Below are 18,563 nucleotides of genomic sequence, written 5' to 3' on the forward strand. Positions count from 1 at the left end.
GAATTGACACAAAGCGACAGCGCTCTTTTCTATTTAAGCGAGTTTTAAGTTTAGAAAACTACATTGGGACATCCGATCACAAAGACATAATTTAAGATGTTCAATTTGCAGTCTGTCTTCAAAGAAATATCGCTTTTACGCTTTAATGCGTATTTGGCTGTGTGGTTAGCTGTGGCATTAAACTTTATGTTTTATAAGCAAATTCAGTTACTCACACCATACCAAGGCTTGAAAGCTTATGCATTCATTGCTGCGACCGTATTGGTGATATTGGCATTATATAATCTGGTGTTTCAAATTATACAGTGGCGCCCAATCGCTAAATCTGTTGCCGCTATTTTAATCTTGATTGGTGGCATGAGTGCCTATTTTGTCAATAGTTTAGGAGTTGCAATCACGCCTGATCAAATTCAAAACATGATGCAAACCGATGGTAATGAAGTACGTGATTTATTGTCTTGGCATCTTTTATTCTGGATTGGGACGATGGTGATCTTGCCATTGGTCGTTCTCTTTAAGATAAAGATTCGTCGTGATCCGCTTAAGGCCGTTTTGTTACATAAGCTATTGGGTAGTGCCATTTCTGTTGCAGTGATTGCCAGCCTGCTGTTTGTTTTCTTTGTGGATTATGCTTCTATTTTCCGTGAGCATCGCGATCTTAAAGGGATGATTTCACCGCAAAATGCGATTAGCTCAACACTGTCGTATTATAAAAAGAATAGACCGCAGCAGCATTTACCACTCGTGAAGTATGGTGAAGATGCGCATTTAGTGGAACAAGTTGGACAGAAAAAATTGCCGAAGCTCATGGTTTTGGTTGTCGGTGAAACTGCGCGTGCAGAAAGCTTTTCTTTAAATGGGTATGCAAAAAAAACCAATCCTGAACTTGAAAAACTCAACGTTATTAACTTTAGCCAAGTAAGTTCATGTGGTACAGCAACGGCTGTGTCAGTACCTTGTATGTTTTCTGGGATGACACGTGAAAATTATGATGCACAACTGGCTAAACATCGTGAAGGCTTATTAGATTTAGCACAACGTGCAGGCTATAAAGTGACGTGGATTGATAATAATTCAGGTTGCAAAGGCGTGTGTGATCGCGTGGAGCAGTTTAAGATTCCTGAGCCTATACAGAAAAAGTGGTGTTCCGCAGATGGTGAGTGTGCGGATGGAATTTTGGTGGATAGCTTCAAAGCTTATATTGCCAGTATCGCGAGTGATGATAAAACCCCACGTTTAATTGTATTGCATCAAATGGGTAGCCATGGGCCTGCTTATTACAAACGTTCACAAGTGGGTTTTCAACCATTTAAACCAATGTGTGAGACCAATGCTATTCAAGGCTGTAGCTCGGAACAACTAAAAAATAGTTATGATAATTCAATTGTTTATACAGATCATATATTAAGCCAGCTGATTGGCGTATTAAAGCAAAATCAAAACTTTGAGACGGGTTTTTGGTATTTATCCGATCATGGTGAGTCGACTGGTGAGCACGGCCTGTATTTACATGGTTCACCTTATGCTATCGCACCGAGCCAACAGACTCATGTGCCGATGCTGATGTGGTTTTCTGAAACATGGAAAAAGCAAAATCCACAACAAATGACTTGCTTAGCTCAGCAAAAAAGCCAAGAATTGAGTCAAGATCATTTATTCCCAAGTTTACTCAGTTTACTTGAGGTGAAAAGTGAAGTGATTGATTCGAAAAATAATATGCTAGAACAGTGTACCTCGACCAAGGCGAGAGCTTAATTCATGTCAAAAATATTGATTATTGAAGATGATTTTATGATTGCTGAGTCCACGCAAACCCTTTTGCGCTATCAGCAGTTTGATGTGGTGTGGGTAAATAATGGTTTTGATGGTTTAAAACAGTTACAACAACATGCATTTGATGTGGTATTACTCGATTTGGGTCTCCCGATGATGGATGGTATGCAAGTCTTAAAAAATATTCGACTACTGTATCCGACTTTACCAGTATTGATTATTTCTGCACGAGATCAGTTACAAAACCGTGTTGATGGTTTAAACCAAGGTGCTGATGATTATTTAATTAAACCTTATGAATTTGATGAGTTACTTGCCCGTATACAAGCTCTGTTACGTCGTAGCGGGGCTTTGAAACAGCAAAATCAGCGACAAACGCTGAGTTTTTCAGGGCTAGAGCTTGATGAGGATTTACACTTAGCTAAATACAAAGGGCAAACGATTGATTTATCGAATCGTGAATGGGCGATACTTATTCCTTTGGTTAGCCATCCCAATAAAATTTTTTCCAAAGCAAATTTGGAAGAAAAATTATACGATTTGGACTCGGAAATTAACAGCAATACCATTGAAGTTTATATTCACCATTTACGCGCTAAATTGGGCAAAGATTTTATTCGAACGATTCGTGGTTTGGGCTATCGTTTGGGGCAGGTTGAATCATAAGTGGCAAAAGCAACCTCAATTTCCTTAAAGCGACAACTGGTCACTTACACCTCTTTATTCAGTATTGTAATGGGTTGCTTATTGGTGATTGCAGCTTATCGGATTGCCCTTGAAGAGACCAATGAAATACTTGATGCACAAATGCGAAATTTGGCTGAACGTGTGGCAGAACATGACCCCGCTCCGATCAAAAGTGAATTTGAAGTAAGTCGGCACTATCATGAAGAGGATTTATTTGTAGATGTCTGGTCGTATGAATTTCCAGAACAGCGTGAACATAAGTTTGACCTCCTAATACAACCTGTAAAAAAAGCAGGTTTTTATACTCACCATACCGCACAAGGTTTGTGGAACACCTATGTTCTACCTACAGAAAAATATCAGATTCAGGTCAGTCAACAACGGAGCGTGCGACAAAAACTGGCTTTAGAACTTGCAGCGAATATGTTGATTCCTTATTTATTGTTTATGCCTTTGGCGCTATGGGGGTTAAATTGGATTATTGGACGTAGTTTAAAGCCTTTAGATGAGTTTAAAGCTGAACTCGCACAGCGTGAACCACATGAGCTTACGGCAATTCGTCCAGCTGGTTATCCTGTTGAAATTTTACCGACTATCAACGAAATGAACCGTTTGTTTGAACGGATTTCATTGTTCCAGCAAGAACAGAAACAGTTTATTGCCGATGCTGCACATGAACTGAGAACACCGATTACAGCGCTCAATTTACAAATGAAAATTTTATTGCATGAATTTCCAGAACATCAGGCTTTAAAAAATCTGAGTTTAGGTTTAATTCGGATTCAGCATTTAGTTTCTCAATTACTTAATTTGGCCAAACAGGATGCATCTGTCCCTACTTTAGAGTCAGTACAGCAGGTGTGCTTAAGTGATTTGGTTGGAGATTGTATGGAGCAATTGATGGAGTTGGCACTTGCCAAGAATATTGATTTAGGTTTAGAGCAACAAGAACAAATTTGGCTTAAGAGTCAAAGTTCAGCTGTGCATTCGATTGTTTATAATTTGCTTGATAATGCCATTAAATATACCCCAGAGCAGGGAGTCATTAATGTTTCCATTTATAAGCAAGATCAGCGAGCAATTCTCCAAATTGAAGACAGTGGACCAGGAATTGCCCCCGAGCTTTATGATCAGATTTTAAAACGGTTCTATCGAGTTCATCATCATTTAGAGGTCGGCAGTGGATTAGGGTTGTCCATTGTCGATAAAGCCGCAGAGAAAGTCGGGGCAAAATTGAATTTTGGGCAAAGTGAAGCTCTGGGCGGCTTACAAGTTCAGGTGATGTTTAATTTATAGTTTAGGGCTTATTTGAGTTCCAAGAAAACGTTTATAAAACAATGCATAAGCCAATACGTTAATTAACCAGATAACCCATGCTGTCCAAAGATTATGACTGAGGAAATGTGCGCCACGCATCATTTGTGCCCAGCCCATTACAAAACCTAAAATCAGGGCAGCAAACAAATAAAACCATGCACGTTTTGGCTCAGTGAGTCGATAGACAAAATATCCCACAAATAGAGCAAATCCTGTGGCAGCATGTCCACCAGGAAAACAATGACCTGCTGTTGCTGAAAAGTCCCAAAAGAAATCATGTACGGTAGCGAGTGTCATATCCCATGGGCATGCATGACCAGATTGTGATTTTAATATGCCAATGCAACTGGTGCTGATAAGGACTAAGCCAATGAAATAACCACTTTGCCAGCGCTGTGGTTTTAGGGCAGTCCACTTATACGATGCAGCCCATTTCAGTAAGTAAATCAAGTAAACTGCAATGAGTATGTCTTTGACATAGCGATGATTGAGTTCGGCTAGGGCCCAATCTCGTTTTAATGGGAAATGACCTGTCCGATCCATATAGGGTTGAATCAGGTGTAAATCCAATGTTCCTGCCACTGGAAAGAGGAGCCATAAAATGGAAAAACCAAGTGTCAAAATAAAAAACTGAAGTATAAAAAAACGTTGCTGATCTGACACAAGATACGCCGTAAAATAAAAATAAGCTGCTATTCCAACAGTGTTAGCTTAAAGCAGGCTTAACGGTTTTGGTCTTTCATCGCTTTTAGCAAAATCAGTGATTTACTTATTCATTTAAGGCTAAAGTGGTGCAGCAATTCGATGTTAGGTTGAGTCTAAACAATATTGGGAAAAGACAGCGTGATACGTGCAGTTTTATTTGATCTAGATAATACCTTAACCCACCGTGGACGCAGTGTTGCTGCGTTTAGCCAACAGCTTGTGGATTATTATCACGTACAATTACAAAGTGTAAATGTTGTACAGATAGAGACTATCGTCAATCGTATAGACAATGGGGGCTATCCCTTAAAAGAACATTTAACCCACACAAGTATTGGTGCTTCAGTGGCTTATGCTTTGCTACAGGAGCTTAGTTGGAATTCAGCTCCTGATTTGAATGACTTAAGTAATTTTTGGTTTGAACAATTTGGTCGCTGTGCTGTGGCAATGCCCGATGCTGAACAAACGCTGACTCATTTAAAGCAAGCGGGATATAAACTTGCGATTATTTCAAATGGTGGTCATGCAACACGCTTGTCTATATTAAATGGCTTGGGCTTTGCGCATTATTTTGATGTGATCAATACTTCTGGGCTATTTGGACAAGCTAAACCAAAACCAGATATTTTTATTGATACGGCACAACAATTACATGTTGAAGTTGAGCAGTGCTTATTTGTTGGGGATCATCCGATTAATGATGTACACGGTGCACAGCAGGCAGGAATGCAAGCCCTGTGGTTATCAGGCTTTCATCAACCATTGGTAACAATAAATGCCCCACAGATTACGGCATTGTCTGAGATTTTTAAGCATTTAACAGCAATGACTGACGTTTAAATCAGAGAATAAAAAAGCGACCCATAAGGGTCGCGTTGAAATGGAACATGATTTTAGAACATGCTGTCATCAGAGTTGGCAGAAATTTTATGAATAGACAAGTCTGCTCCTCGGAATTCATCCTCTTGACTTAAACGAATCCCCATCGTGGCTTTTAAAGTGCCATAAACAACAAGTCCTCCAAGCATGGCTATGCCAATTGCCAACAATGTACCAATTAACTGCGACATCATAGCTACCCCACCTAAGCCACCAAGCCATTTTTGACCAAATACACCAACTGCAAGCCCACCGAATGCGCCACATACGCCGTGTAAAGGCCATACGCCGAGTACATCATCGACTTTGAGCTTGTTTTGCGTATAGGTGAAGAGTTTAACAAACATAAGTCCTGCAATAGCACCAATGATTAAAGCACCTATAGGGTGTACAACATCAGAACCTGCACAAATTGCAACAAGACCCGCCAAAGGACCATTATGTAAGAAACCTGGGTCATCTTTTCCAGCAAAGTTAGCTGCTAATGTTCCACCGACCATGGCCATGAGGGAGTTAATTGCTACGAGTCCTGAAATTGCATCTAAACGTTGTGCACTCATAACGTTAAAGCCGAACCAACCTACAATTAATATCCAAGAACCTAAGGCTAGGAAAGGAATAGAAGAGGGTGGATGAGCACTGACCCGACCATCCTTTTTATAACGTCCGTGACGTGCTCCAAGTAAAATAACTGCAGCAAGGGCAATCCACCCTCCCATAGCATGCACAACCACAGAACCTGCGAAATCATGGAAACTTGCACCGAAAGTGCTTTGCAACCATTGTTGTAAGCCAAAGTTGCCATTCCAAGCGATACCTTCAAAAAAAGGATAAACCAAAGCTACTAGCAAAACGGTTGCAATGGCTTGAGAACGCATCTTGGCACGTTCAGCAATGCCACCTGAGATGATTGCTGGAATTGCGGCTGCAAAAGTGAGCAGGAAGAAGCAGCGCATTAGGTTATAGCCATGATCCGCTGCTAAAGTATCCCCGATATGGAAAAAGTGATGTCCATAAGAAATGTAATAACCTACAAAAAAGTAGGCAATTGCAGAGAGTGAAAAGTCCGTTAAAATTTTACTTAAGGCATTCACTTGGTTTTTATGTCGAACTGTCCCTAGTTCTAAAAAAGCAAAACCTGCATGCATGGCGAGGACTAAAACTGCACCAAGAAGAAGAAAAAGTAAGTCAATATTTTGCATGTTTAGGTTCCATTTGAGTGCAAAATTTTGCAAAAAGAAGCTCAGTATACTGATGCTTGTCATTTCGTGAAGAGCTAAGCAAAAAGGAAATATTGATTAAGTTTTGCTTAAAAATAATAAGACCCGATATAAAGCATTAATATGCACCATGATGGTGTTAACGCATCTTACTGGTGCGTTTATGAAAATATGATTTAATTATAAATATCTGAAAATATTACATTTATTTATTTTAAATATGTGATTGTATATTTACTGCAAAATTTGGATGCATTTGAGCTGAGAGCAAAAAAATAGTCTGGAAAAAATGTATGGGGTTCAATTTGAACTGAATTTGTTCTATTTTGGAACGCAAATAACAAAAAGTCTGCATTTTGATTGTGCGTGGCTAAAATCAAGCCAAAAGTTTTAGGAATTACATCGAGATTCATTTCTTATTTATAACGATGGAAAATTCACATAACTAAATGTTATTAATTGTAATTTTTGTCATATATGATCATTTCAATTTTAGGTTCGAGATTAAAAAAATAAATAAAAAGCTTAATCGAAAGAGGTATTTTTGTTTTGTCTAAATCCTTAAAGCACTGAAACAAAACATGAAAAAATCTGTTTGAAATGTCATTTTTAGTTTTGCTGGAGCCTAGTCAATTCATGGAGGATATTGGATCATTTGAGATCTATTTTTTGATGAAGGAATATGAAGTATAAAATAATAGCAGCATTGTTTGGGTTTCCCTGTGTGGTGGGTTGGTCAGCCAGTGAGTTAACATCAGATTGGGGCTATCAAGCAGAAAAAGCACTGGAGTCAGTTGAATCCCCAATATCAAGCATGTGCGGGATATAATCAATCACCTATTAATATAGAACGTGTGATTTCAGCAGAACTCGCAGCACTTCATTTTAACTACAAAACTTCTGCCAGCGATATTGTGCAACTTCCCCATACGGTACAAATCAATTTTCATCAAGGTAGTTATTTAAGTTTAGAGGGTGAACGATTTCAATTATTGCAAATGCATCTCAGCCCCTCAGAAAATATGATCAAAGGGAAAAGCTTTCCCATAGAATTACATTTAGTTCATGTTTCTGAAAAAGGTGAGTTGGCCGTGGTTGCGGTAATGTATGAAGCAGGCAAAAAGAATTTAACACTGGAACGGCTATGGCAACAAAGACAATCAAAGAAAGGGTTAAGTTTGAGAGCGAATGAATTTTTACCCGCGACACATGGCTACTATCGTTTTAATGGTTCACTTACGACACCACCGTGTACTGAGAGTGTACGTTGAGTGGTCTTAAAAGATATACAACAGGCATCAGCGCAGCAAATCGCAAAATTCGCTGCACTGATAGGGTATCCGAATAACCGTCCTGTTCAAGCCATCAATGCACGTTTAGTTTTAGACTAGAATCTAAGTTTAAAAAAAGCAGATCGTTTGACCTGCTTTTTTTTAAGGTGGGATAACACGTCTCTATGCTAGTGCAAGATCTTGTCTAAGAACTGTTGAGCACGATCTCCACGTTTAGTATTAAAGAATTCATCTTTACTACAGTCTTCGACAATTTTACCTTGATCCATAAACAGCACACGATTTGCCACTTGGCGGGCAAAACCCATTTCATGGGTGACACACATCATGGTCATGCCTTCATGTGCCAGTTCGACCATCACATCAAGAACTTCATTAATCATTTCAGGGTCAAGCGCAGATGTCGGCTCATCAAACAGCATGGCAATCGGGTCCATACTAAGTGCACGGGCGATAGCGACACGTTGTTGTTGTCCACCTGAAAGTTGTGCTGGAAATTTATGAGCATGTGCACTCAGCCCGACACGTTCTAAATAGCCTAAACCTTTCTTTTTCGCTTCAGTTTCAGAGCGGCCCAATACTTTAATTTGGGCAATGGTCAAATTTTCCGTAATGCTTAAGTGTGGAAACAGTTCAAAGTGCTGAAACACCATACCCACGCGACTACGTAATTTGGTTAAGTCTGTTTTTGGGTCGTTAATAGGAATACCGTCAACTGTGATCTGACCTTGTTGGAAGGCTTCCAGTCCATTCACTGTTTTAATCAGGGTTGATTTGCCTGAGCCTGATGGGCCACAGACTACCACTACTTCACCTTGGCAAATTTGTGTGGTGCAATCGGTTAAAACTTGAAAATCGCCATACCATTTACTGACATTTTGGAGGTCAATCATTACTTTTTGGTCGCTCATACGCTTAACCTCCTTTGTAATCGTTTTACTGCATATGTGGCTAGCATACTGATGGTGAAATAGACCAAGCCTGCAAATAAAATATATTGCGTTAATAGAGACATCAAATCGCCCCGCACGTAGTTGGTACGGAAGAAGTCGAGTAGGCCAATGGCGTAAACCATGGTTGAGTCTTGGAACAAGATGATGGTTTGCTGTAACAGCAGCGGTGTCATTTTACGAAATGCTTGCGGCAAAATGATTAAACGCATGGACTGACCATAGGTCATACCTAGTGCATACGCCGCGGCAGACTGTCCTTTAGGAATCGATTGAATCCCTGCACGGACAATTTCAGAGAAATAAGCCGCTTCAAACAACATGAACGCCACAATACTTGAGACCAAAGCGGTATCAATGGTCAGGTAATTTCCCGTGACTGTGGTGTAGATGAACGGTACAGCAAAGTAGAACCACATCAATACCAACAGGAGTGGAATCGAGCGGAATAAATTGACATAACCTTGGGCAATTAAATTCAAGATGCGAATAGAAGACAAACGCATCAGTGCCAACAGTGTGCCAATGAAAATACCGCCAATGGTGGCGATGATGACCACTTTTAAAGTGATGCTTAAACCATGCCATAGGGCAGGTGCAGATAACTGCAAATCATGGGTAAATGCGGTGAGCCATTCCATTATTTAGCTCCTGCAATTAAACCTGGGACACGTAAACGTTTTTCAAGCAGCGTCATTAAGGTAATTAAGCACACGTTGATAACGATGAAAATAAGCGTGACATAGGTATAGATTTCGATAGTGTTTTGCGTATATTCGCTGATGGTTTTCATCTGCGAAATAATCTCTGAGACCCCAACTAAAGAGGCCACAGAAGTATTTTTAACACAGTTGGTCAGCTCTGAACTCAGTGGTGGCAAAATCGTACGGAAGGACTGCGGTAAAATGACATAGCGATATAGTTGTGCAGTACTAAAACCCATGGCATAACCTGCATTGACCTGTCCTGTAGGTAAGGCTTCAATGCCTGTGCGGACTTGCTCGCAGACCCGTGCTGCAGTAAATAGTCCAAGACCGATACTGGCTGAAATGAGCGCAGTTGTACCCGCACTTAAATCATTGATCCACCATGATTTGATTGGCCCTGGTAGGAAGTTTGGAACTACATAGAACCAAATAAACAATTGGATCAAGAGTGGTACATTACGGAAAATGGTGACATAAGCTGTGCCGATGGCACGAGCAGTTTTATTCGGAAGCGTTCGCATAATGCCGAGAATGCTTCCAAGCACCATGGCAATGCTCCAAGCCACAATAGCAATAACAAATAGCCAGCCTAAACCAATCAAAATCCAACTGAGATAGGTGCTATCTCCGACGCCTGTGGATTGCCAAAGGACGCCCCAGTTCCAGCTATAATTCATGACAATCCCCTAAAATAGGTCAGGCAAAGAAACTTTGCCTGAGTGAACATTAATTTCTCGTTTATCTATTACTGATCACGGTCATGTGGGTTTGCAATTAAGGCTTTAAGTTGGTCTGACATAGCAAAATTCAGGTTAATGTTTTTCGGTGGAATTGGCTGTTCAAACCATTTGTTGTACATCTTGTTAATTTCACCAGAACTATAGGTGGCTTTAATGGCATCATCTACGACTTGCTTAAAGCCTGTGTCGCCTTTACGCAACATACAGCCATAGACTTCTTGAATTGGTGCTGTACCGACAATGTGCCAGTTGTTTGGATCTTTGGCTTTTGATTTTTCACCCGCAAGTAAAATATCATCCATCATAAACGCAGCAGCACGACCACTTTGAAGCATCAAGAAAGATTCAGCATGGTCTTTAGCAGAAATGACTTCACCAATCCCGAGTTCTTTTTCATGTTGGCGGATATAGCGCTCAGATGTTGTACCTGCTGTGGTCACAAGCTTTTTGCCTTTTAGGTCAGCAAAATCTTTGATTCCCGAATTTGTCGCAGTGAGTAAGCGCGAGCCCACTTCAAAGAAACCTACCGAAAAGTCTACTTGTTGCTGACGTTCTTTGTTGTTTGTGGTTGAACCACACTCAAGGTCAACAGTACCATTTGAAACCAAAGGAATACGGTTTTGGCTGGTGACTAAGTTATAGCGAACTTTTAAATCAGGCATATTCAGCTTTTGTTTAACAGCTTCAACCACTTTGAGCTGTAAATCATGTGCGTAGCCGACTGGTTGGTTTGGGTTGTCTGCGATATAGGAGAATGGAATGGAAGAATCACGGTAACCTAAAACAATGGTTCCTGATTTTTTAATCTTATCTAAAGTGCCTGACTGTGAAGCATCAGCACCAGTGCTAGCGGCATCTGTTGCAGGGGCTTTGTTATCGCTACATGCACTGAGGCTCAGCGCAAGTGCACTTGCACAAAATAGGGCAGAAAGATTACGTTGCATGGTCATGTACAAACTCCTTTTGTTTGCAGCATCAATTGCATTGTTTTTATTAAAAACGTCAGAATTGGGATAAAGCTTTATTCTGTGCAAAAGATGTTCTTTTTATGGTGTTTTTTTTACAGCTTAGTCTGCATCTTAATCGAGATTGCTTTTACTGCTCAAGTGGGATTTTTAATATTTTGTTAATAATGCATTGAATTAGGGCATAGTTATATTCCTCTGATATTACAAAGGAAATTAAGCATAATGCATGCCATTTTAATATTTTTTTAAATCATATTAGGCGAATGTCTAATAATTCAGCAGCCTCACAACACGCTTTTTATCATCTCACAGTGTGCGGGGATATAATGGGATAAGTAGAGTTTATAAAGATAAATTAAAAAAAGAAGCTTAAATTTTAAAAAGATGCTTTTACCAAGTTGCAAGCAGTATGAGCGAAACACGTATGAAATTTTGATAACGATTACAAGTCACTAAGGCGATTACATGGGGTGATTTTAAGTTGAGTAATCGCACTGAGCTAAAGTTTGAAGTTAGAATTTTAGTGAACAAACATATCCATATATTCACGGATTTCAGAAATGGCTGTTTCAATATCGGTCGTCAACCATGTTGGCTCAAATAACCCGATATAATGATCTAAGCGATCTTGAGGTACAACAAGACGTATTGGACATTCTTCTTCGAGTAAACGCCAAGGAATAATCGGCGTTTCATTGTCTAAAAAGGCTTGCACATTTCGAATATCAATGATCATGGCATTGATACATTCAGGAAACGGCATCACAGAAAATTCTTCAGTGCGACGACGGAAAAACTCTAAATCGCCCCATTTGAGAATGTAACTTGGCTTAGAAAATTCAATTATACCAATGAGGTGTTGATCGCGAGTGAAATGCACATGACATTGGTGCGTAACATCAGTGTCTAAATCAAGCGTTACACTTTGTTGACGATATGCCATAAAGTCCAAAACAGCTAAAACAAGGTGCGTGATTATAGCGCAAATTGAGCCCAAGAAGACCTTTAGACAGACTCTTTTTGCCCATGCTTTATAGAAATGCCATTTCCTTGGTTTTGAAAGCTTAAAAAGTTATACGTCTATAGTTTTTAAATGTTTGTAAAACAAATATTTAATAGTTTGAGATTTGTTTGTTTACTATCTCACTATGCTTTGAAACACAATGCTACACAAGCACTTGTTAGTATAAAAATTCGACAACTTGATAATAGAAATGCGGGGGAGCTATGACACATGATTTCAGTAAACCGCCCCATGTTCAAACGCCAGAGGAGCGGCAAAAGAAAAAACGCGTGCCAGTGTATATGCTGGCGTTGGTTGGCATCTTTTTCATTGCATTATTACTTTATATGTTTGCAGATCGTCAGCCGAATAAGGCTGATGCACCACCAGGACATCCTAATGCAACGACAGCAGTTGCAAGCTCAAATAATACTGCCACAACGACCACGAGTGATGAAGCGGTAGCAACAGATAGCAATACCGCAACAGCAACAGACCGTTAAAGGTGGTGAAAACCCTTGTGCATCAACAGGGGTTTTCTTTAAGAATCATTACAAAAAATAAAATCCACTTCTCATTGATACATTGGCTAAGACTACTCTAGAGAACTCAATTGAATGTTGAAGGTGTACTTGGCGAAGATCTAGACATAACAAGAGGGAGAACAAGATGAATGATTATGTAGGGCATCAAGGTCGATTTGATGCGATGTATTATTGGGATCAGTTTCATCCTATTCTGTCTGCAATCGCAATTCTGATCATTGGTTGGATTATTGCCTTGCTCATTGCAGGTGCTGTGAAAAAAGTCTTAACCAAACTGGGCACCAATCAAAAACTATCGAGTGCCACAGGGCATCGTTCAAATATTGAAAATATTGTTTCCCGTGTTGTGTTTTGGCTGATTTTGATTATTGCGGTGATTGGCGCACTCAATGTGCTTAATCTCACCAGTGTGAGTGGGCCATTTAGCAATATGGTTCAGCAATTCCTATTGTTTATCCCTCAGTTGCTTGCTGCTATTGCGGTCGGTTTTATTGGCTGGATTGTGGCCAATCTGGTCAAAGTGGGTTTACAAAAAGGATTGGATCGCACCCAGTTAGATGAAAAGCTCAGTCAAGATGTCGGTGTGAGCACGCTCAGTCAAAACATCAGTGAAATTGTTTATTGGTTAATTCTCTTGCTGTTTTTGCCTATTGTACTGTCGATACTCGGTCTCACAGGGCTGCTTTTCCCTATCCAAAATATGGTCAATGAAGCCGTATTGTATCTGCCGAATATCTTTATTGCGGGTGTGATTATTTTTGCGGGTTATATTCTAGCAAAAATTGTACGTGGCATTATTGAGGGCTTATTGCGAAGTTTAGATGTGCAGCAGCAGGTTGAAAAAATTGGGTTATTTAAAAACTCAGATTTGGTCAAAGTGCTCGGATCTTTTGTTTTTGCAATCGTCATTATCACGGCTCTGATTATCGCCTTTGAAGCTTTAGGGATTGATGCCATTTCTCAACCTGCAACCGCCATGTTGTATGAAATCATGAATGCTATTCCGCATATTATTGCGGCGGCATTGATTTTAATTTTGGCCTATGTGGTGTCGCGTTTTGTCGCAAGCCTTGTGGTGGAAGTCTTGTCGGGAACAGGTGTAGATGACATTCCAAGCAAAGTTGGCTTACAACGTTTCTTAGGGAACACCAAAGCATCTTGCGTTGTGGGTTACTTCATCGTGTTCTTTACCATGTTATTTGCAGTTTCTGAAGCAGCAAATCGACTCGGCTTTGAGCAGATCAGTGGTTTGATTGCGATGTTTATCCAGTTTGGTGCAAACATCCTGTTGGGTGCAGTCATTCTGGGCGTGGGCTTCTGGCTGGCGAACTTGGTTGCACAGGTGATTGAACGTGGTGAATACAATAGCTCTCGTTGGGTAGCGAACATTGTTCGTGTCTTGATTATTGGCTTAGTGTTGGCAATGGGCTTGCGTGCCATGGGTATCGCAGATTCGATCGTAAACTTAGCCTTTGGTTTAACGCTTGGCGCAGTTGCCATTGCTTTTGCATTGGCTTTTGGTCTGGGTGGTCGTCAACCTGCGGAACGGGTTTTGACCGACTTGTTAGATAAAGCCAAAAAAGAAGGTACGCAACCGAATCCACTGTATCAGGCCAAAGCTGATAGCACGCAGTCCGCACAAGGCAAAGAAGAGCATGCTTCACTGAAAGAGCAAATGGATGCACCAACAGTTGCAGAAGAATATCAACATGCTGATGATATTCCGACCACCGCAGAAGTTGATCCTGCGCATAAACCTTTAAATAAGCCTTTTGGCTCAACGGGTGAAGCTGAGCAAGATATTGATGTTCACCCCAAAGATCCAGACTAAGTCAATTACACTAAACACCAACCGCTGATGGCGGTTGGTGTTTTTTTTATTGGAGTAAACCGATGTCAAAAAAAGCCCCAAATAAATATTTTGCGCCCATTATTATTGCAGGCATTACCGTTGGATTTTTCGTGAGTGCTTATAAGTTTGTCTTTGCGAAGCCGAAAGCAGAAGCTAAGCAATCCACAGCGTCAGAGATGTTTCCTGCGCAATCTTCTGAGCGAGAAGTGACTGAAAAGGATGATGAAAAATAATACAAAAGTATATAGTGTTGAATGGCATTTAATTTGGTATGTTTAATGCATGTGAAATATGGATATTTCATAAATTAGAAATACTTAGATGCCTATACTTTGAAATATGAATTGATGAATATTTCACAATTTATTTTGATAAATTGTACATACACAAGGAAAAACCAATGATGAAAATATTAAAAAAGACATTGATGTTGCGCCGTACCGTGACTGAACTTAGCCATGTGCAAATTGCGATTGCAAAAATGGACTTAGCGCTTGCTCGTCAGCAGAAGCAAAAGCAGTGCGTACTCTTACGCACTGATTATTTAGAATAATTTATCGTTTAAGCAGATGGCTTAGACATATTCTGATGCGGCATGTGCAGATGACCATGCCCATTGGAAGTTAAAACCGCCCAAATGTCCTGTCACATCCAATATTTCGCCAACAAAGTACAGGCCTTTTTGCTTTTTACTTTCCATGGTTTTCGATGAAACTTCCGTGGTATCTACACCGCCTAAAGTCACCTCAGCGGTACGGTAGCCTTCGGTTCCTGATGGTTTGACTTCAAACGCATGTATGCGCGTTGCAATATGCTCCAGTTTTTCATCTGACAGTTGGCCAATCGCTGTTTCAGCCAGCTCAGGCCAAATCAGGTTTTGCAGTTCAACCACTACACTTTTCGGGAAATGTTCACCCATTAACGTGCGAAGTAGGGCTTTGGGTTGACTGTGTTTCTTGGCCTTTAAGTAGTCGTGCACATCTGCACTTGGTAGGAAGTCAATTTTAAAACTTTGCCCTACATCCCAGTAATTCGATAGCTGTAGCGAGCTTGGTCCACTGAGCCCACGATGAGTAAATAAAAGCGCTTCGGTGAAAGCGTTTAAGTCATTTGATAAAGTGGCATCGACTGCGTTGCCACTTAAGCGTGTGGTCACTTCTTTAAAACTATCTGAAAAGGTGAAAGGTACTAAACCTGCGCGAGTTGGATAAACATGGTGACCAAATTGCTTTGCAATTTCATAGCCAATCCCTGACCCCCCTAAGGTCGGTATAGATAAACCACCCGATGCAATGACTACAGATTCGGTTTCAAAATACCCCAGCGTCGTGGCAATTTGAAAACCTTGTTCAGCGAGTGCAGTGATAGCTTTCACTTCACAGTTGGTTTTAATCTCGACCAAACCTGTTTTTTCACATTCGGCCAACAGCATGGCTAAAATTTCTTTGGCACCTTTTAGGGTGAACAGCTGACCGTGTTTACGCTCTTCATATTCAATCCCGTACTCACAGACCATGCCTATAAAGTCCCAATTGGTATAGCGAGTGAGGGCTGAAATCACAAAGTGTGGATTATGTGAAATAAAGTTGCTGGGTTCGACATAGAGATTGGTAAAGTTACATTTACCCCCACCTGACATGAGAATTTTTTTGCCAACTTTATTGGCTTTTTCTACCACCACCACTTTACGTCCGCGTTGAGCTGCCATATAGGCTGTCATTAAGCCAGATGCACCTGCACCTAAAACTAAGACATCATATTGATTTGTGGACATGACACACTCACGGGAGAATAAAGCAGGGCATTATAGACCATCTTTTTTGCTTTTTCAGGACTATCTAAAGCGCGGCTAAACGACCTTGCAGTCCACCTGAATGAATCACTAAAATACGATGGTCTCGTGGAAATGTACCTTGTTGAATTAAATCGCTTAAGCCCAACAGCATTTTGCCTGTGTAAATTTGTTCCAGTGGAATGTCATATTGCTGCTCAAAGTCTTGAATAAATTGCAGGAGTTCAGCCGTGGTTTTGGCATAACCGCCACAGCAATATTGATCGGTAATTTGCCAATTCCGTTTTGGGGTGAGCTGCTCGACCTCGGTACTCAAAAAAACACCTTTGAGTGCGGAGAAGCCCAAAACTTGCTGCTGCGAATGACTGGCTTCAATCAGACCCGCAATGGTGCCACCTGTACCCACAGCACAGCAAATCAGATCGAAATTTTGTCGATCCGCATCAGAGAGAATTTCTGTACAGCCTTGAATGGCAAGGGGATTGGTGCCCCCTTCAGGAATCACATAATAATCAGGATAATCTTGTTGTAACTGTGCTAAGTAGGCTGAACTTTGCTTTTGCCGATAGGCTTCTCGCGTCACAAATTGCAATTGCATGCCGAATTGCTGTGCTGTACTTAAAGTTGCATTCAAAGCTTTACTAGCCAGTTCTTCACCTCGAATAATGCCCAGACTCTCAAAACCCAATAACTGCGCTGCATAGGCTGTCGCGGCAATATGATTGGAATAGGCACCACCAAAAGTCAGCAGTTTTTTATAGCCTTGTTGCTGTGCCACTAACAGGTTGTATTTCAGTTTAAAAAATTTATTGCCTGAAATGTATGGATGGACCAGGTCTAAACGTTTGATGCTGATATTGATCCCGCCAACACTGATGTGTTGATAAGGAATGGTTTGGGCAATTGTTTCAAACATAGGGCGCTTGTGAATTTGGCTGAGTGCATAGTGTAAGTGAAAAGTCGTAGTTTCTGCACAAGATTAATGCTGTGCAGATCGGGTATCAACCGAACTAATCACCGACATGCCAGGGCGTAAATTTTCAATGCCTGTTTGATTCGGATCAATTGCAATCCGTACCGCAATGCGTTGCACTACTTTGGTAAAGTTGCCCGTCGCATTATCGGCTTTAAGCACACTAAACTCTGAGCCTGCCGCTGGAGAAATTTGCTCGACATGACCTGTAAATTTCTGATGATTAAGGGCGTCCACCGTGAACCATGCTTTTTGTCCAATTTTCATATTGGCAATTTGAGTTTCTTTAAAGTTTGCCGTGACCCAAGTTTGCTGTGGAATCAGATAGAGCAACTGTGTGCCTGCTGCCACATATTGTCCCACACGTGGATTGACTTCACCCAGTTGTCCATCCATCGGGGCGATAATACTGCTGTAATTTTTGGTGGTTTTGGCTTGATCTAGTTGTGCAGCGGCATTGGTCACTTGTGCTTTGAGCCCAGTTTCAGCGACTTGTGCAGTTTTGAGGGCTTCTTTCGCCACTAGGACATTGGCCTGTGCTTGTTGCAGTAAGGCTAAATTATTTTGGGTATCGGCAAAGGCTTTGTCTTGTTCTGATTTAGACGCTGCACCAGAGTCGCCTAACTGTTGAAAGCGATGCTGTTGTGTCAATGACAGTTGGTAGGCTGTTCGCGCTTGTTCCACTTTGGCTTCTGCCGCGACAATGTCGGCTTTACGTTGAGCAATATTTTGGCTTTGATTGGAGAGGTTATTTTGGGCTTGATCCACGCCTGCTTCAGCCTGTGTGACTTTTTGGTCATAGGTGGTGGCATCAATATGCATCAACATCTGTCCTTTTTTGACGTGATCAAAATCACTGACCAACACATCTTTGACATAGCCATTAATTTGAGAAGAAAGTACTGTGGTTTTGCCTTTGACATAGCTGTTGTCAGTGGACTCAACGGCACTGTCAAATGGTCCAATTTTCCATGCCCATAAAATGATGCCGATCCCGATGATGAGTACTAAAAACATCAAAATCAGCGTACGTTTTGCTGTTGGAATCAATTTACTCGACGGTGGCGTAATGGGCGTCATCGGTGTTGTTGCTGTCACGGGCTGTTCAGGCTGAGCTGTATTTTCAGTCGTTGCAGCTGTTTCAGCGGGTGCTACTGGTT

General features: G+C 40.9%; 18 protein-coding genes and 1 pseudogene. 9 read left to right on the forward strand and 10 right to left on the reverse strand.

Going from position 1 to position 18,563, the window contains the following annotated elements; translation table 11 throughout:
- Positions 1–96: 96 nt before the first annotated feature.
- The 3 genes from ACE01U_RS05650 to ACE01U_RS05660 are packed head-to-tail and all read left to right on the forward strand — an operon-like array spanning position 97 to position 3,756.
- Complete coding sequence (locus tag ACE01U_RS05650) at positions 97–1,755, forward strand: phosphoethanolamine transferase (RefSeq protein WP_110974330.1); 1,659 nt, start codon at positions 97–99, stop codon at positions 1,753–1,755.
- A 3-nt stretch (positions 1,756–1,758) separates the two neighbouring features.
- Positions 1,759–2,439, forward strand: coding sequence for a response regulator transcription factor (locus tag ACE01U_RS05655; RefSeq protein WP_110974329.1), 681 nt, complete (start codon positions 1,759–1,761; stop codon positions 2,437–2,439).
- The gene (locus tag ACE01U_RS05660) at positions 2,440–3,756 is read left to right on the forward strand and encodes an ATP-binding protein (protein ID WP_086208551.1); all 1,317 of its coding nucleotides are present in this window, start codon (positions 2,440–2,442) and stop codon (positions 3,754–3,756) included.
- Here ACE01U_RS05660 and ACE01U_RS05665 read toward each other — a convergent pair.
- Entirely contained in the window at positions 3,751–4,440 is a 690-nt protein-coding gene (locus tag ACE01U_RS05665) for a phosphatase PAP2 family protein (protein WP_395578914.1), read from the reverse strand. The genes ACE01U_RS05660 and ACE01U_RS05665 overlap by 6 nt on opposite strands.
- A 180-nt stretch (positions 4,441–4,620) precedes the next feature.
- Here ACE01U_RS05665 and ACE01U_RS05670 point away from each other — a divergent pair, with 180 nt between their 5' ends.
- Positions 4,621–5,322: an HAD family hydrolase gene (locus ACE01U_RS05670; protein ID WP_395578915.1), complete on the forward strand. Its 702-nt coding sequence runs from the start codon at positions 4,621–4,623 to the stop codon at positions 5,320–5,322.
- Positions 5,323–5,375: 53 nt separating this feature from the next.
- Here ACE01U_RS05670 and ACE01U_RS05675 read toward each other — a convergent pair whose 3' ends face one another.
- A complete protein-coding gene (locus tag ACE01U_RS05675; RefSeq protein WP_086208548.1) occupies positions 5,376–6,563 on the reverse strand; it encodes an ammonium transporter in 1,188 nt (395 codons plus the stop codon).
- Between the two features lie 700 nt (positions 6,564–7,263).
- Between ACE01U_RS05675 and ACE01U_RS05680 the strand changes: the two are divergent.
- Positions 7,264–7,972, forward strand: a pseudogene (locus ACE01U_RS05680) (carbonic anhydrase).
- Positions 7,973–8,040: 68 nt separating this feature from the next.
- Here ACE01U_RS05680 and ACE01U_RS05685 read toward each other — a convergent pair.
- From ACE01U_RS05685 to ACE01U_RS05705, 5 genes are all read right to left on the reverse strand, one after another.
- Positions 8,041–8,766 carry an amino acid ABC transporter ATP-binding protein gene (locus ACE01U_RS05685; protein WP_171264431.1) on the reverse strand — a complete coding sequence of 242 codons (726 nt, stop codon included), beginning with the start codon at positions 8,764–8,766 and terminating at the stop codon, positions 8,041–8,043.
- Positions 8,767–8,780: 14 nt separating this feature from the next.
- Positions 8,781–9,464, reverse strand: a complete 684-nt coding sequence (locus ACE01U_RS05690) for an ABC transporter permease subunit (RefSeq protein WP_005399959.1) — start codon at positions 9,462–9,464, stop codon at positions 8,781–8,783.
- Entirely contained in the window at positions 9,464–10,207 is a 744-nt protein-coding gene (locus ACE01U_RS05695; RefSeq protein WP_086208544.1) for an amino acid ABC transporter permease, read from the reverse strand. The genes ACE01U_RS05690 and ACE01U_RS05695 overlap by 1 nt, the downstream gene beginning before the upstream one ends.
- 68 nt (positions 10,208–10,275) lie before the next feature.
- Positions 10,276–11,220 (reverse strand): transporter substrate-binding domain-containing protein, encoded by a 945-nt coding sequence (locus ACE01U_RS05700; RefSeq protein WP_086208543.1) that lies wholly within the window; start codon positions 11,218–11,220, stop codon positions 10,276–10,278.
- A gap of 538 nt (positions 11,221–11,758) precedes the next feature.
- Positions 11,759–12,181, reverse strand: a complete 423-nt coding sequence (locus ACE01U_RS05705) for a hypothetical protein (protein WP_086208542.1) — start codon at positions 12,179–12,181, stop codon at positions 11,759–11,761.
- A 284-nt stretch (positions 12,182–12,465) separates the two neighbouring features.
- Between ACE01U_RS05705 and ACE01U_RS05710 the strand changes: the two genes are divergently transcribed.
- The 4 genes from ACE01U_RS05710 (at position 12,466) to ACE01U_RS05725 (ending at position 15,191) form a co-directional block, all read left to right on the forward strand.
- On the forward strand, positions 12,466–12,744 hold the full coding sequence (locus ACE01U_RS05710) for a hypothetical protein (protein ID WP_086208541.1): 279 nt from the start codon (positions 12,466–12,468) through the stop codon (positions 12,742–12,744).
- Between the two features lie 166 nt (positions 12,745–12,910).
- On the forward strand, positions 12,911–14,617 hold the full coding sequence (locus ACE01U_RS05715; protein ID WP_395578916.1) for a mechanosensitive ion channel: 1,707 nt from the start codon (positions 12,911–12,913) through the stop codon (positions 14,615–14,617).
- 62 nt (positions 14,618–14,679) lie between these two features.
- A complete protein-coding gene (locus tag ACE01U_RS05720) occupies positions 14,680–14,871 on the forward strand; it encodes a hypothetical protein (protein WP_395578917.1) in 192 nt (63 codons plus the stop codon).
- Between the two features lie 167 nt (positions 14,872–15,038).
- On the forward strand, positions 15,039–15,191 hold the full coding sequence (locus ACE01U_RS05725) for a hypothetical protein (RefSeq protein WP_171494572.1): 153 nt from the start codon (positions 15,039–15,041) through the stop codon (positions 15,189–15,191).
- A gap of 21 nt (positions 15,192–15,212) precedes the next feature.
- Here ACE01U_RS05725 and ACE01U_RS05730 read toward each other — a convergent pair whose 3' ends face one another.
- The 3 genes from ACE01U_RS05730 to ACE01U_RS05740 form a co-directional block, all read right to left on the reverse strand.
- Entirely contained in the window at positions 15,213–16,412 is a 1,200-nt protein-coding gene (locus tag ACE01U_RS05730; protein ID WP_395578918.1) for a BaiN/RdsA family NAD(P)/FAD-dependent oxidoreductase, read from the reverse strand.
- A gap of 64 nt (positions 16,413–16,476) precedes the next feature.
- Positions 16,477–17,346, reverse strand: a complete 870-nt coding sequence (locus ACE01U_RS05735) for a 1-aminocyclopropane-1-carboxylate deaminase/D-cysteine desulfhydrase (RefSeq protein WP_395578919.1) — start codon at positions 17,344–17,346, stop codon at positions 16,477–16,479.
- A gap of 63 nt (positions 17,347–17,409) precedes the next feature.
- Positions 17,410–18,483, reverse strand: a complete 1,074-nt coding sequence (locus ACE01U_RS05740; RefSeq protein WP_395578957.1) for an HlyD family secretion protein — start codon at positions 18,481–18,483, stop codon at positions 17,410–17,412.
- Positions 18,484–18,563 lie beyond the last annotated feature (80 nt).

This window comes from Acinetobacter halobius, from assembly GCF_044130335.1.
GTDB lineage: Bacteria > Pseudomonadota > Gammaproteobacteria > Pseudomonadales > Moraxellaceae > Acinetobacter.